Origin of the sequence: Leeuwenhoekiella polynyae (assembly GCF_004104075.1) — a bacterium.
Classification (GTDB): domain Bacteria; phylum Bacteroidota; class Bacteroidia; order Flavobacteriales; family Flavobacteriaceae; genus Leeuwenhoekiella; species Leeuwenhoekiella polynyae.
The window spans coordinates 39893-54730 of the sequence record NZ_QOVK01000024.1; the positions used below are offsets into that span (position 1 = coordinate 39893).

A 14838-nucleotide genomic window follows, 5' to 3' on the forward strand; every position below is an offset into this window, starting at 1 on the left:
ATATGCATAGTAGAAAAGTAATAGTACTGCTCCTTCTGGCTGGCTTGAGTGTTTTTAAAATACAAGCTCAAAACAAAGAAGATCAAAAAGTCATTTTGATCACATTAGACGGCTTTCGCTGGCAAGAACTGTTTACCGGTGCCGATCCTAAACTCATTAGCAACCCTGAATATGTTCATGATACCACAGCTTTAAAGTCCAAATTCTGGCGGGAAACTAAAGCTGAACGCCGAGAAGCCTTGTTACCTTTTATTTGGAATAAGGTAGTCCATCACGGGGAAATTCACGGAAATAGAGAAGCTGGAAGCAAGGTTAACCTGACCAACACGATGTGGTTTTCTTATCCCGGATATAACGAGATCCTTACGGGTAAAGCAGATGATAAAAACATCAGGAGTAATGATAAGATCTATAACCCTAATGTAACCATCCTGGAAGAATTAAATAATACTTCAAAATACAAAGGCAAGGTTGCTGCCTTTACCAGTTGGGACGTTTTTCCATATATTATTAATGATAAACGCAGTAGTATTCCTGTAAATGCAGCTTTCGATCCGGCTAAAGATACGCCTTTATCAGACCGGGAAATCTTCCTTAATAAATTACAAAAAGAGATACCGAGTCCGTGGGGAAGTGTACGCCTGGATGCGTTTACTCACAATTATGCCTTGGAGTATATGCAAAAAAATCATCCAAGTCTGGTTTATATAGCCTACGGCGAAACAGACGATTTTGCACACGATGGTGAATATGATGCCTATTTGAATTCGGCACACACGACAGATGCAATGCTGAAAGAGGTTTGGGAATATGTTCAGACCGATGCATTCTATAAAGATCAAACTACCCTGATCATCACTACAGATCACGGGCGTGGAACGGAACCTCTAGAAACCTGGAAAAGTCACGGAAGCGATATCAAAGGTGCAGATCAGACCTGGCTCATAATTCTCGGAGCCGGTGCTGATCAAAAAGGAGCTATTCAAAACGAAGAACAGATCTATACTACCGAAGTTGTAAAACACATCAAGCAAAATTTAAATTAGTTTACAAATAAGAAATAAAATAAAACATTAAAGCTTTTTGTTTTAATATAAGTAAACTTTATAATAAATTTGTTACCGCTTGTTTGTTTATATTTTAAACTCCGGTCGGGGTTATTCTTAAACTTTTGACCGGATTATTAAAACCTACTATGCCCATCAAAAAACAAGATCTTGCATTTATTAGTCGTGCTTCTCTGGCTGCATTTGGTGCGTATTTCTGTATGTATGCATTTAGAAAACCTTTTGCAGTTGCAACTTTTGAACATCTAAGTGTTCTGGGAATCGATTATAAAATCCTGCTCATTATCGCTCAGGTTTTGGGTTATATGCTCTCCAAATTTATTGGGATCAAAGTAATTTCTGAATTAAAGTCAAAGCAACGCCTCACCTATTTGTTAGCTCTCATCGGTATTTCTGAAATTGCGCTCCTCCTTTTTGGTTTTGTTCCGCAGCCCTATAATATTTTATTCATGTTTCTCAATGGTCTGCCTTTGGGAATGATCTGGGGCATTGTGTTTTCCTACTTGGAAGGGCGAAAATTCACCGAAATACTAGGAGTCATTTTATGCACCAGTTTTATTGTTTCAAGCGGAGTGGTAAAATCTATTGGTTTATATGTTATGGTATCCTGGGAAGTTTCCCAGTTTTGGATGCCTGCAGTAACCGGAGCTTTATTTCTCATCCCTTTAGTGTTTTTTGCCAGGCTTTTAGAAACGATCTCCCCTCCTACACCTGAAGACGAGTCCTTACGCGTTGCCCGCGTCCCTATGGATAAAACAGCACGTAAAGAAGTGCTCAAGCAATTTGCATTGCCTCTTTTTATTCTGATCCTATTCTACGTTAGTTTGACTGCTTTTAGAGACCTCAGGGATAATTACGCCCGGGAGCTCTGGGATAGTCTGGGTTATGCCGGGGATATTGCGGTATACAGTACCTCTGAACTGGCTGTAGCGCTTCTCGTTTTGATTATTCTGGCCTCTGTCTATGCGATAAAAGATAACCTCAAAGCCTTGCTCACCTATCACGGTATATTACTAATCGGTACGTTTTCGGTAGGTATCGCAACATTTTTATTACAGTCTGAAATACTCGATCCGTTTTACTGGATGGTGATCTCCGGTTTTGGTTTGTACATCTGCTATGTCCCGTTTAACGCGTTGTTTTTTGACCGATTTATCGCTGCATTCCGCATCAAAGGCAATGCCGGTTTTTTAATTTATCTCGCAGATGCTTTCGGATATATGGGAAGTATGGGCGTTTTGCTTTATAAAAACTTCGGGATGGATGAAATATCCTGGTTACAATTTTTTATCAACGGCGCCTATCTCCTTTCCGCACTGGGAACATGTAGCGTCATCGTTTCTTATTTCTATTTAAAAAACAAACACCGCAACGCCAATCTCAACGTTCTAACTTATGAAAACTAAATACGATCTACTTATCGTAGGCGGAGGTGTTCTGGGTACCTTTCACGCTTATCACGCATTAAACAGAGGTTTACGCGTAGCAATTCTTGAACAAAGCGCAATGCCACAAGGCGCAACTACACGTAATTTTGGTCAGGTCGTACCTTCGGGTATGAATACTAAATGGCAAAATTATGGTCGGGAAAGTCTGCGTATCTATAAGGAAATTCAGGAGCTTTTTGATATTACGATTCGTCAAAATGGATCTGTATATCTAGCTTCTAATACCGAAGAATTGCAACTTATTGAAGAACTGGCGGTGATCAATAAAACGAATAACTATACTTCTAAGCTACTCACCAAAGCAGAATGTTTAAAAAAGTATCCCGGTTTACGAGCAGATTATGTCAAAGCAGGCTTGTTTTTTCCTGATGAAGTTACGGTAGAGCCGCGCACGATGATTCACCGCTTACAGCAATTTCTGGTGACTCAAAAAAAACTGGATTTATTTACAAATACGAAAGCCATACACATTGATCAAAGCACTGACGAAGTTGCGATCACCACTGCTACTGGAAATACTTTTAAAGCTGCTCACGCATTAATTTGTAACGGAAGTGATTTTAAAACACTTTACCCACAGCTTTTTGCAGCTAGTGACTTGCAGCTCTCTAAATTGCAAATGCTACAAACTAAACCTCAGCAAAATTATAAACTTCCCGGTTCTATTTTAACCGGCTTGTCTATCCGTCGTTACGAAGCCTTTTATGAATGTCCCTCATTTAAAGAAATAAAAGATAAAGAAGATGCAGCTAGTTTAGAGAAAAAATGGGGCGTGCATATTCTGTTTAAACAAGCTGCAGATGGTTCTGTTATTTTAGGGGATTCCCATGAATATGCTGATGCTGATCGTATGGAAGATTTAGGGTATGGCCTGAATATGGATATAGACAATTTTATGATCGCTGAAGCCCAAAAAATCATTGACCTGCCTACTTATGATATTCAGGATCGCTGGTATGGGATTTACTCGCAATGTAAGACACAAGATATTTTTTTAAAAACCTTAGGAGAGCGCATTCACATCGCCACCGGAATTGGAGGAAAAGGAATGACCGGAAGCGCAGGATTCTCAAAAGAACACCTTAATACAATACTTAATTAATACCGTATGAATACTATAAAATTGGTCGTTTTTGATATGGCGGGCACCACCGTAAATGAAAATAATATTGTGTACAAAACCGTACAGAAAGTCATTAACGACTTAGGTTATCAGGTAAGCCTTGATGCTGTTTTAGAGTTTGGTGCCGGGAAAGAAAAGCATCAGGCGATTACCGATGTTTTACAAAACTGCACCCATTCTACTGCTGTACAAGAAGAAGCAGCAACTGCTTTTGCAGCCTTCAAACCCGAATTAGAAGTCGCTTATGACACCCAATCAATTGGCACCTTTGAAGGCATGCTCGCTTTCTTTAAGAGACTAAAAGAGGATACTATTAAAGTGGTTCTCAATACCGGTTATGATTCTAAAACGGCAACAAAATTACTGGCAAAATTAGAGTGGCATGTAGGTGAGGAAATAGATATGCTCATCACAGCTGATGCTGTTGAAAATGGAAGACCGGCCCCTGATATGATACACAAAGCCATGCAGCAGTTTGGGATTACCGATCCTTCTCAGGTGCTCAAAGCAGGAGATTCTCAAATAGATATCATAGAAGGTAAAAATGCCAAGTGTGGCTTAACCATAGGTGTTTTAAGCGGAGCACAAACTAAAGAACAATTAGAAGCTGCAAAGCCAGATTACATTCTTAAGGTAATAACTGAGCTTGAAGGCATATTATTGAACTAATCTGCTTTTAAAATGTTGAAAGCACGCTTAGCTTTCAATATCTTTTAAATAAAAATAAAGAACAAGCATAGCAGTAGGGACCTCACGGCGGTTGATAGGTACATGTGGAATTCTCCCGTCGAAAAATATGGAGTCCCCTTCGTGCAAAGTCACTTCCTCATCACCAATGTTGTAAACACAACTTCCAGAGAGCATATACTTAAATTCATACGCATCGGTTTCTACTTTACTGCGTTCAGAGCCGGGTTGAATTTCAAGTAAAACCGCTTCAAAAGCTATTGAAGCAAGAGATTTGCCAAAAATAGATTTATACTGAAAACCTTTAGCATCATCTTCTTTTTCTAGTATGGAATGTTCTGCTTTGCGAGAAACAATAAATGAAGTTTTTCCGCTTTGCGGAAGACTATTAAAAAAAGCAGCCACTTCGATCTCTAAAGCATTGATGATATTTAACAATACCGGCAACGATGGTATTGTCCTTCCGTTTTCTATACGCGAAATGAGTCCGTTACTTACATCTGCTTGGGTTGCAACCGTACTAATGGTAAATCCTTTATCTTTTCTGATTTCTCGAATGCGCTTCCCGATTCCAATTATGTAGTCTTCCAAATCTTTAGTTTTTACTATTTGTAAATATCCAAAATGTTTTAGGATTCGGTTGACTTCCTGGCATTTTTTGATTCAATCTATATATCAATTTATTCTAAACAGCACATTGCCGCATTTTAAAAAAAGCCATACAGATCAGATAGCAGGTTAGTCATCCATTCCAACTACCTGCTTTAAGGTAGTCTCATTCAAATATACTTCTGGGCTATACTGAGGTGAAACTACTTTTATACCATATTCACCCACTGAAAATGTGGTAAAGTGTGGTTGGAGTGTGGTAGTACTAGGCTTTTTACTGCTCGTAGACTACCAGAAGTGATGGAGGAATACAGTACTAAAAAAGACGTAACTGAATTTGTACTAGAACAGCAGTCCAGGTTCTAAAGGGATAGGTCTCAAATTTGATGGTACGGTATTCCACAGAACAGAGTCTTATTAGTTCTCCATGCATATCATTGTAGACTTAATTTTAGAATTAACATCTGAATTAAAATTAATTGGAAAGGATTTAAACTTTAAAAAGTTTGAGGGAATTGCACACTTGGAAGAACAAATAAAAGGAATAGTCAATGAATAAAAACCAGTGCCTAACAATCCACTGAGATAAAATATAACGCTGCATCTGCTTTAAATTAGTAGACCTATCTATCCTTTACTAGAATCTGTAGTCACAGACACAAACTATTTCATTTAGTATTTTTAAGCCTATACTTTGGCTAGAACACATAATTCTCATCGTAGGGTAAACCTGATTTGGCTTGGATACACGAAATTCAAGAAGTTTAGTTACTTAAGGATCTCCTCAACATCAATTTCAACTACATATCTTCCCAATTCATATACAAGCTGAAAGGTAGTTTTGCACTCAAATTTTTTCTTGAGTTCCTTAAGCTTTTTTTCAATACTGCTTACGGAATCAGGCTTTTGGCCGAAGTGTCGTAAAACTTTTTTTACCTCTTGAATGTTAGCACCTTGAGCAAGAGCACTGATGATATAGGTTTCATATTCTGTAAGTGTGTTCATAATAATCTTCTTTATTAAACCCTGAATTCGAGCCTTATATCATAGAAGTGATACATGTCTAAATTAATTTATAACTACCTTATACTCAAAATTATTCTAAAATTATATTACTATCGTTATTTTCGTGGATATTCCTGTCAAAAAATCAAAACGACCCTTTTTTACAATATTGGTTTGAATAGTCAAAACAGATTGTTATTCTTTCTCTGACTTCACATGCAGCTGCCGCATATAAGCTTCGCTCAACTTTGATCAAATGAGCTGGCTTATATAAATTGAATAAGGATGAAATTTTCTAATCAAACTCTTATTCTCATTTCCTTGTATTTTATCAATGCACTGATCTGTAAAATGAAAGAAGATTTTCTATCTTTTTTAATTCTGATAGCAATAGAATACAACAATCTGCATTTGTTTTGTTTCGAAATAGGATTTGAATAAAGGCTATACTCAGAAGATTAGACCATAGAACTTAAATTTCTTCAAATCAGACTGGATTAAATATCTATTAATCGTAATATTGCAATAAACAAATACTAATGGGATTAACCAAGTCAGAAATATTTACCGCTCAACAAAACACAATAGCGACGTTTGCTAAAGTTTTGGGTCATCCTGCACGGGTTGCCATTCTAGAGCATTTGTATAAGATCAAGTCGTGTGTTTGTGGGGATCTTGTGGATGAGATAGGTCTCGCTCAACCCACCATTTCTCAGCATTTGAAAGAATTGAAACAAGTTGGTCTTATAAAAGGAACTATAGAAGGTACCCGTGTTTGCTATTGTATTGATGATGACAAATGGATCACTATGAAAGCAGTGATACATGAATTTCTCGATCAAGACTTAACTAAAAATCAAGAGTGCTGCTAAAAAATTTGCAGTGATTAATCGTAATATAACAATAAAACCTCGTGACTATGAAACTTGCAGAAGTAAAAAATCACCTCAATAATTTAAAAACAATTTCCTTTCAATTACCTGATGGCGAACGCGTACCGGGTCATTTTCACGTTACTGAAGTGGGTAAAGTATCCAAACACTTTATAGATTGTGGGGGTGTTATTCGGAAAGAAGAAGTGGTAAACTTTCAATTATGGAATGCTGATGATTACGATCACAGATTGCATCCTGAGAAACTGATCCAAATCATTAAACTTTCTGAAGACAAATTAAATATTGATGAAGAGCTAACGGTTGAAGTAGAATATCAAGGTCGCAGCATCGAGACATTCACGCTTGATTTTGACGGTTCTAACTTCTTACTGGTAAACAAACAAACCGATTGTTTAGCAAAAGATCAATGCGGTGTTCCTGCTGAAAAGCCTAAAGTAAAAATGGCTGACCTAACTACTACTACTTGCACTCCCGGTGGGGGCTGTTGTTAATCTTCAACTATAAAAAATGAGCACTACAACCCAAGTTTTTAAACAGCTTACAGCAACCATTAATCAACTAGATATTCAGAGCGTTTCTGATGACCGCAAGGCAGTTCTGCAACCTTTAGTAGATTTTATTCAAACTAAAGTAAATGCTCAGGACGAAATTCGCATCAACTTTATTTGCACGCACAACTCGAGACGCAGTCACCTCTCTCAAGTCTGGGCGCAAACTATTGCTCGTTTTTTAGCTATTAAAGACGTGACGTGCTACTCTGGGGGAACTGAAGCCACTGCCCTATTCCCAGTGATTGCACAGACACTTAAAGAAGCTGGTTTTCAGGTCAACCTTCTTTCTACAGGTGAGAATCCGGTACATAGTATAAAGTATGGTGAAAATGAACCTCCTATTATCGGGTTTTCAAAAAGAATAGATGATGCTTTTAATCCATCATCAGATTTTGCAGCGGTATTAACCTGTGATTCGGCTAATGAGGCTTGCCCGTTTGTTACCGGGGCAACAAAACGTATTCCTATAACTTTTGAAGATCCAAAAGCTTTTGACCATAGCCCATTACAAGGTGAAAAATATAAAGAACGCAGTCTTCAAATCGCAACCGAAATGCTATTTGTATTTTCACAGGTAACTCATTAAAAAATCTCTTTGCTTTCAGAATTAAAAAAACCGCACTCAGGCGGTTTTTTTAATTCATATACACTTTAAAATCATTGTAAAAAAGAGGCTAAACTCAACAACGACAACGTTTTCTAGATGCTTTATCGTTTTTAAAACACTTCATTTTTCGCAGAATTTCTCCACAAAACTGTGGAGAAATTCTACACTTTTTTTGTGGCATTGTACAAACTTATTTTTCGATGAAAACGCTAAACCCCTGTAACGCAAGCATCACAAGAAACCTTCCTTATTTAGGTTTAGTTATTGGTTAAGTATAAATGGAAACCTAAATAAAAAATGAAATGAAAAATATGTATACCACTCCGCGTAGCTTCAGTTTTTTTGCTTTGCTATTCGGCCTTGTAATTTTAACCTCTTGTAGAGAAGAAGAAGTTAAAGATGAAGGATTACCTCTACCCGTTGTTTCTTTAAAAGAAACCAGTGCTGCTAAGAATTTTGAATATGTAGGCTCTATTGAAGGCGTTGAATCTGTTGAGATTCGCCCACAGGTTGATGGTATTCTAGAAGAAATATATGTTGATGAAGGTGAGTTTGTAAAAAAAGGACAACCTTTATTTAAAGTGAATAGTCAACCGTATATGGAAGATTATAAAAATGCGGTAGCTAATGTAAATCTTGAAAAAGCAAAATTAGAAAAGGCTCAAAGTGATGTAGAGCGTTTACAACCACTTATTGATAATGAAGTGATCTCTGAAGTGCGCATGAAATCTGTAAAAGCAGATTATCAGGTTGCCTTATCTTCATTACAGCAAGCGCAGGCACAAGCTGCAAACATGCGTATCAATCTCGACTTTACAACCATTAAAGCTCCTGTAAATGGCTTTATGGGGCGTATTCCCAAGTCTATAGGAAACGTTGTGAAGCAAACAGATTCTGAACCGCTTACTAACCTGTCTAACGTAAATGATATTTATGTTTACTTTTCTATGAGTGAGTCGGACTATTTATACTTTGAACGTGCAAAAAACGACACTTTATCAAATCGGGTTAACGACGAGGTAAAATTAGTTTTAGCTGATGGTTCTATTTACGAGAACAGCGGTCAGATAGATGCTAATTCTGGTCAGATAGACCGTACTACAGGTTCTATTATGCTTCGTGCAAAATTCAACAATCCTGATACGTTATTACGTTCTGGTAATACCGGTAAAATCTTGATGGAAGAGATTTATCCTAATGCGATTCTGGTTCCCCAAAGTGCAACTACGTTTATTCAGGATAAGAAGTTCGTATTTATTTTAGATGAAAACAATCTGGCACAACGTCGCGAAATTATAACTAAAGGACGCTCAGGAGACAACTACATTGTAGATGCAAAAAGTTTATCTCCAGACGATCGTATTGTGCTTTCCGGGATCGATAAACTGGCTAGCGGAATCAAGGTTAAACCCATACAACGCGGTCAGTTAACCAGCAGTCTGTAAATTACACCTAACATTTTTCAAATAGACTATTTCGTATTTAATCAATACCGAAACAACTAACCTATGTTCAAAAAAATCATAAAAAAGCCGGTCTTTACGCTGGTTATCACAATAGTTTTAGTGCTTGCTGGGGCTGCAAGTATCACTTCGTTACCCGTAGAACGTTTCCCCGAGATTGCGCCTCCCAGTGTGAGTGTAGCTGTTTATTATCCCGGTGGTAACGCAGAAACCGTTGCAAAATCGGTTTTGCTTCCCATCGAAGAAGCGCTTAATGGTACCGAAAATATGACCTACGCAAACTCTACCGCTACTAATTCTGGTAGAGGGCGTGTTACGATCTACTTTAAGCCGGGTACCGATCCTGATCAGGCCGCGGTAGATATTCAAAATAGAATTTCTGTAATTACTGAAAAAATACCTCCGGAAGTTACTGAGGCTGGTATTTCGGTGACCAAACGGATGAAAGGTAGTATCATGACGATCAATATCTTCAGTAAAGATTCTACCTACGATGAGACCTTCTTAAATGCCTATACACGTATCAACATACGTCGGGAATTAAAACGGGTTGAAGGTTTAGCCGAAGCTTCAATTCTACGTCAGCGGGATTATGCGATGCGTATCTGGTTGAATCCACAAAAAATGGCTTCGTACAATCTTACTCCGCGTGAAGTTTTCAATCAGATAAAAGATCAAAACTTTGAAGCTGCACCGGGTAAATTTGGTGAAAACTCAGACGAGCTTTTTGAGATCGTGATGAAATACGACGGGCGATTTAATGAGATTGAAGAATATGAGAATCTGGTTATTAAAACCAATGAAGATGGTGCCCAACTGCATTTAAAAGATATTGCCCGGGTAGAATTTGGGGCTTCTAACTATACCAGTGAAAACCGACTTGACGGTAAAGCTTCGGTTACTATAGATATTGTGCAAATGAATGGGGCCAACGCAAAAACCATTGATGAGCGCATTCGCGAAATACTAGAAGAACAGAAAAAATTATTTCCCGAAGGGATAGATTATGAAATCACTTACAGTGTACGTGACCAGATTGATGAGTCTATGAGTCAGGTAATGCACACTTTAGTAGAGGCTTTTATTCTGGTTTTTATCGTGGTTTTTATCTTTCTTCAGGATTTTAGAGCAACGATTATTACTGCGATTTCGATTCCGGTTTCCTTATTGGGTACCTTCTTTTTCCTCAATATTATTGGTGCCTCGATGAACGTCTTGAGTATGCTATCACTGGTACTGGCTATAGGTATTGTGGTAGATGACGCCATTGTGGTAATGGAAGCCATACATGAGAAAATGACCCATCACGGCCTTTCAGCAAAGCGAGCAGTTTCTGCAGCAATGGATGAAATTACGGGTGCAATTATTTCGATCACAGTTGTGATCGCTGCAGTGTTCCTTCCGGTGGCATTCTTAAGCGGACCTGTAGGGGTATTCTACCAAGAGTTTGCTTATACTATTATTTTTGCGGTTTTAATTTCAGCAATAAACGCATTAACCCTTACTCCGGTTTTAACTAAGATTTTCTTCGGAAAGAAAAAGCGCGATAAGAAAAAACGCGGAATGGCAAAGACCGTTTCTGAAATAAGACAGATTCGTAAGGCTAAAGTAATGCGTCGTAAAGGACTGCGTAAATTTGATTCTGGTTTTGACAAATTCACCGGAAAATACCTAAAAATTGTACGTTGGTTTTTGATCCATAAATGGGTGGGTGTAGGTGCACTTGCTGCGATAATTGCTGCAACGGTTTTTCTTTCTAAGATTACTCCTAGTGCATTTATTCCTACAGAAGATGATAACTTTTTGATTTTCTCTATGAAAATGCCAGAAGGTTCTTCATTACACCGTACCAATGCGGCATTGCGTAAAGCAGATTCCATTTTACAACTGGATGAGGCTGTAAAAGGAGTTAATACCGTGTCTGGTTTTAACGTAGTTGATAACGCTAACAGTCCGTCTTCCGGATTAGGTTATGTTCAATTGAAGCCCGCTGCAGAGCGCGGTGAGATCACAGAAATTTCAGAAGTGATAGATAACCTTCTGTCAAAACTGAATCAGATAGATGAGACCGATTTTAATATGTACCCACGACCTACGATACAAGGTTTTGGTAATTTTGACGGGGTTCAATTTATGCTTCAAGATCGCTCTGATGGGGATTTGGGAGAATTTGGTCAGATTGTAAATGAGTTTATCAATACCTTGAGTAATGAGAAAGAAGTGGGTAATGCGTTTACTGCTTTTAACCCTAATTTCCCACAGTATCGTTTAGATATTGACTACGAAAAAGCAAAGGCTTTAGGTGTTAGTGTAAAAGATATGATGTTTACGGTTCAATCATATTTTGGCCGGGTACAACCAGGAGATTTTAATAGATTTAGCAGACAGTATGGTGTATATATGCAATCTGATATTCAGTTTAGAGAATCTCCGGAATCTTTTAATAGCATTTTTGTGAAAAATGACAGAGGCGAGATGGTACCTGTAAATACGCTTGTAAAATTAGAACAAGCTTATGGACCGGAGGTTGTTAATAGATACAACTTGTATAACGCTGCTAAGATTAATGTAACTCCTGCAAAAGGGTATAGTACCGGTGATGTTATGAAGAAGATTGAAGAACTCACCAGCGAGAAACTTCCGGCAACATTGAGTTATGAGTGGACGAGTATGAGTCTTGAGGAGAAGAATTCTGGTGGAGATACCGTGATTGTTTTTATCATCATCATTCTGTTGGTTTATTTCATCCTGGCTTCTCAATATGAAAGTTTCTTACTTCCGCTTGCGGTAATGCTTTCGCTGCCTGTAGGAATATTTGGTGTATTTGCTGCGATTAATTTAGCCGGCTTAGATAACAACATTTATGTGCAGATAGGTATCATTATGTTGATTGGTTTGCTCGCAAAAAATGCAATTCTGATTGTAGAGTTTGTGGCGCAGAAAAGACGTTCTGGCTTATCTGCTTTTGATGCAGTGCTTAAGGCAAGTGAATTGCGTATAAGACCTATAATCATGACCTCTCTGGCATTTACCGTGGGACTTGTCCCGCTAATGTTTGCTGAAGGATCGTCTGCACAAGGTAATCATTCTGTGAGTATAGGTACCGCCGGCGGAATGATAGGTGGTATTGTATTGGGGATCTTTGTGATCCCGGTGATGGCTTATATCTTTCAGATGCTTCACGATAAATACAATCTAGAGCGATTTGGCGATAAAGAAATTGAAGAAGAAAACTAACCTACCTACTATGAAAACGAATAGCACTATATATACAAAAAAGAGAAAACCGAATATTAGAAACCTGATGAATAAAGCTGCTTTCTTCCTAATAAGCATACTGGTTTTAGCAAGCTGTAAAGTGGGTGAAAAATATGAGCGCCCTCATTTTGAAGAGGTTTCTGAAGCGTTTTATGTAAAAGATTCTATTTTAAATGATTCTCTCGCTGAAGCTTCAGTAATTAGAGACAGTTTGTTGATGTCTAGTATTCCGTGGAGTGATTTTATAGAAGACAGCACGCTTGTAGCGCTTATAGATACTGCTTTAGTAAACAATATAGATTTACAGAAAGCAATGCGTAATATGGATATAGGTTTAGAATATTTAGCGCAATCTAAAGCTAACTTTCTACCTTCTGTAAATGCAACTCCGGCAGGTTTTGGAAGAGAATATTATTCTGAAAACTTTAATAATTATGGTTCTAACCGGGCGAGAAGAAACCACGGCGAGAATGTGCCAACGAGCTTGTATACAGAACGACTAGAATATACTTCTGCACTTCAGGCGAATTGGGAAGTAGATATTTGGGGAAAACTGAGATGGCAAAAAGAAGCTGCCCGAGCAGACTTTATGAAAAGTCAGGAATTTAAAAAACTGATACAAACTGAGCTTATTGCAGAAGTTGCTTCAACATATTATAATCTGGTGATGTTGAAGTCTCAAGTTGAAGTTGCACAGAAAAACTATGCGTTGAATGATAGTACCTTCAATATCGTAAAGCTACAGTATGACGCCGGTGAGACGACCTCTTTGGCACTTCAACAGACTAAATCGCAACAACTAAAGGCAAAGTCTTTGATTCCACAACTTGAGCGTCAATACACCGTACAAGAAAATAAACTCAATCGCTTATTGGGGAGATCGCCCAGACCTATTGCGTTAAATGTTGATTTTGATGAAATTGAATTTCAGAAAAGATACAAAACGGGTATTCCGTTAGAGCTTATAAAAAACAGACCTGATGTTGCAATGGCAGAATATGAACTCATCTCAAAAAATGCCAGAACCGGTGTTGCTGAAGCATTAAAATATCCTTCGCTCTCTATTGGTGCCGGACTCGGTTTGAATTCAATGGACCTGAGCAATTTTCTGGATCCCGTGAGCTCGGCTTTTGCATTGCTTAACGGTTCTATTTTTCAGCCTATTTTTAATAATAGAAAGCTGAAAACCAATTATCGGGTAGCTTTAACCGAACGTGAAATTGCACAATTAGAGTTTAAAGATAATTTGATTGGCGCGGTTGAAGATGTATCTAACTCCTTAACCCGAATTAATAAATTGAAGGAAGAATATAAGATCGCTCAGGAGCGTATTGAAGTAACTCAAAAAGGATTGAAAGATGCAGCGCTACTTTTTAGAGGGGGGTTTGCAAATTATCTTGAAGTTATTACTGCGCAGAGTGATGCTTTAGAAAGCGAACTCAATGAAATCAATACTAAAAAACAGATTCTCATTGCAAATATAGAATTGTACCGAAGCCTGGGTGGTGGCTGGAAATAAATAAACTACTTCAGAACAAGCCCGCGTAGCATTAAATTGAACAATACATATTTATAATGAGACACGTCTCGGAGTATTTAAATCTCAAGTATCGAGTAATTCTCACATATAAAAAAGCCCTTACAAAATGTTCTGTAAGGGCTTTTTATGTATTAAGTTTTGAATCTTAAAACTCAAAATTAAATCCTTTTTCCAGGAGTTGCTGATAGGTTTCCGGGTTGAACTGATAGAGTTTAGCGGCTCTGTGCGAAACATCTTTTTCTTTTTCGTTCAGCGGGGTCAATAGATTCATCTTTAAGATCTTGCGTCTAAAGTTGGGTTTATCCATTTCTTTCCCAAGGATTTCTTCATAGAGATGCATCAGTTGTAACAGCGTGAATTTTTGCGGAAGCAGGTTAAACCCTATGGGTTCCTGCTTGATTCTTCTGCGTAAGCGTTTAAGACCAATTTCTAAGATCTGGGCGTGATCATAGATCAAGTCCTTTACCTTTGAAACTTTAAACCAGGCTACTTCAGCTGCTGTTGCCCCGGCTTTAAGGTCATAGTCCTCTTCTTTAATCAGCGCATAATATCCTATTGTAATTACCCGCGACAAAGGAAAACGA

The 14838-nt window shown here is 38.0% G+C and carries 13 protein-coding genes; 10 read left to right on the top strand and 3 right to left on the bottom strand.

Translation table 11 applies throughout. The features are described from left to right. The first annotated feature begins 2 nt into the window (after positions 1–2). The 4 genes from DSM02_RS17890 (at position 3) to DSM02_RS17905 (ending at position 4307) form a co-directional block, all read left to right on the top strand. Positions 3–1046, top strand: a complete 1044-nt coding sequence (locus DSM02_RS17890; protein ID WP_128766864.1) for an alkaline phosphatase family protein — start codon at positions 3–5, stop codon at positions 1044–1046. Between the two features lie 149 nt (positions 1047–1195). Then, positions 1196–2473 carry a DUF5690 family protein gene (locus tag DSM02_RS17895; RefSeq protein WP_205875170.1) on the top strand — a complete coding sequence of 426 codons (1278 nt, stop codon included), beginning with the start codon at positions 1196–1198 and terminating at the stop codon, positions 2471–2473. Continuing rightward, positions 2463–3617 carry a TIGR03364 family FAD-dependent oxidoreductase gene (locus DSM02_RS17900; protein WP_128766865.1) on the top strand — a complete coding sequence of 385 codons (1155 nt, stop codon included), beginning with the start codon at positions 2463–2465 and terminating at the stop codon, positions 3615–3617. The genes DSM02_RS17895 and DSM02_RS17900 overlap by 11 nt, the downstream gene beginning before the upstream one ends. Positions 3618–3623: 6 nt before the next feature. Next, complete coding sequence (locus tag DSM02_RS17905) at positions 3624–4307, top strand: phosphonatase-like hydrolase (RefSeq protein WP_128766866.1); 684 nt, start codon at positions 3624–3626, stop codon at positions 4305–4307. A 27-nt stretch (positions 4308–4334) separates the two neighbouring features. On the opposite strand, the gene DSM02_RS17910 is transcribed toward DSM02_RS17905, so the two are convergent. After that, positions 4335–4916, bottom strand: a complete 582-nt coding sequence (locus DSM02_RS17910; protein ID WP_128766867.1) for a helix-turn-helix domain-containing protein — start codon at positions 4914–4916, stop codon at positions 4335–4337. Positions 4917–5702: 786 nt separating this feature from the next. Continuing rightward, positions 5703–5939, bottom strand: coding sequence for a hypothetical protein (locus DSM02_RS17920; RefSeq protein ID WP_128766868.1), 237 nt, complete (start codon positions 5937–5939; stop codon positions 5703–5705). 539 nt (positions 5940–6478) lie between these two features. Between DSM02_RS17920 and DSM02_RS17925 the strand changes: the two genes are divergently transcribed. The 6 genes from DSM02_RS17925 to DSM02_RS17950 all read left to right on the top strand — a co-directional run bounded on the left by DSM02_RS17925 (position 6479) and on the right by DSM02_RS17950 (position 14233). After that, positions 6479–6811: an ArsR/SmtB family transcription factor gene (locus DSM02_RS17925; protein ID WP_128766869.1), complete on the top strand. Its 333-nt coding sequence runs from the start codon at positions 6479–6481 to the stop codon at positions 6809–6811. Positions 6812–6858: 47 nt separating this feature from the next. Continuing rightward, positions 6859–7326 (top strand): DUF6428 family protein, encoded by a 468-nt coding sequence (locus DSM02_RS17930; protein WP_128766870.1) that lies wholly within the window; start codon positions 6859–6861, stop codon positions 7324–7326. A 16-nt stretch (positions 7327–7342) separates the two neighbouring features. Further along, complete coding sequence (locus tag DSM02_RS17935) at positions 7343–7972, top strand: low molecular weight phosphatase family protein (RefSeq protein ID WP_128766871.1); 630 nt, start codon at positions 7343–7345, stop codon at positions 7970–7972. A gap of 323 nt (positions 7973–8295) precedes the next feature. Further along, positions 8296–9438 (top strand): efflux RND transporter periplasmic adaptor subunit, encoded by a 1143-nt coding sequence (locus DSM02_RS17940; RefSeq protein WP_240674096.1) that lies wholly within the window; start codon positions 8296–8298, stop codon positions 9436–9438. 63 nt (positions 9439–9501) lie between these two features. Beyond that, positions 9502–12693, top strand: a complete 3192-nt coding sequence (locus DSM02_RS17945) for an efflux RND transporter permease subunit (protein ID WP_128766872.1) — start codon at positions 9502–9504, stop codon at positions 12691–12693. 10 nt (positions 12694–12703) lie between these two features. Beyond that, entirely contained in the window at positions 12704–14233 is a 1530-nt protein-coding gene (locus tag DSM02_RS17950; protein ID WP_128766873.1) for a TolC family protein, read from the top strand. Positions 14234–14399: 166 nt separating this feature from the next. Here DSM02_RS17950 and DSM02_RS17955 read toward each other — a convergent pair. Next, positions 14400–14838 (bottom strand): NUDIX hydrolase (locus DSM02_RS17955; RefSeq protein ID WP_449405357.1); only part of this gene is annotated, 439 nt, incomplete at its 5' end.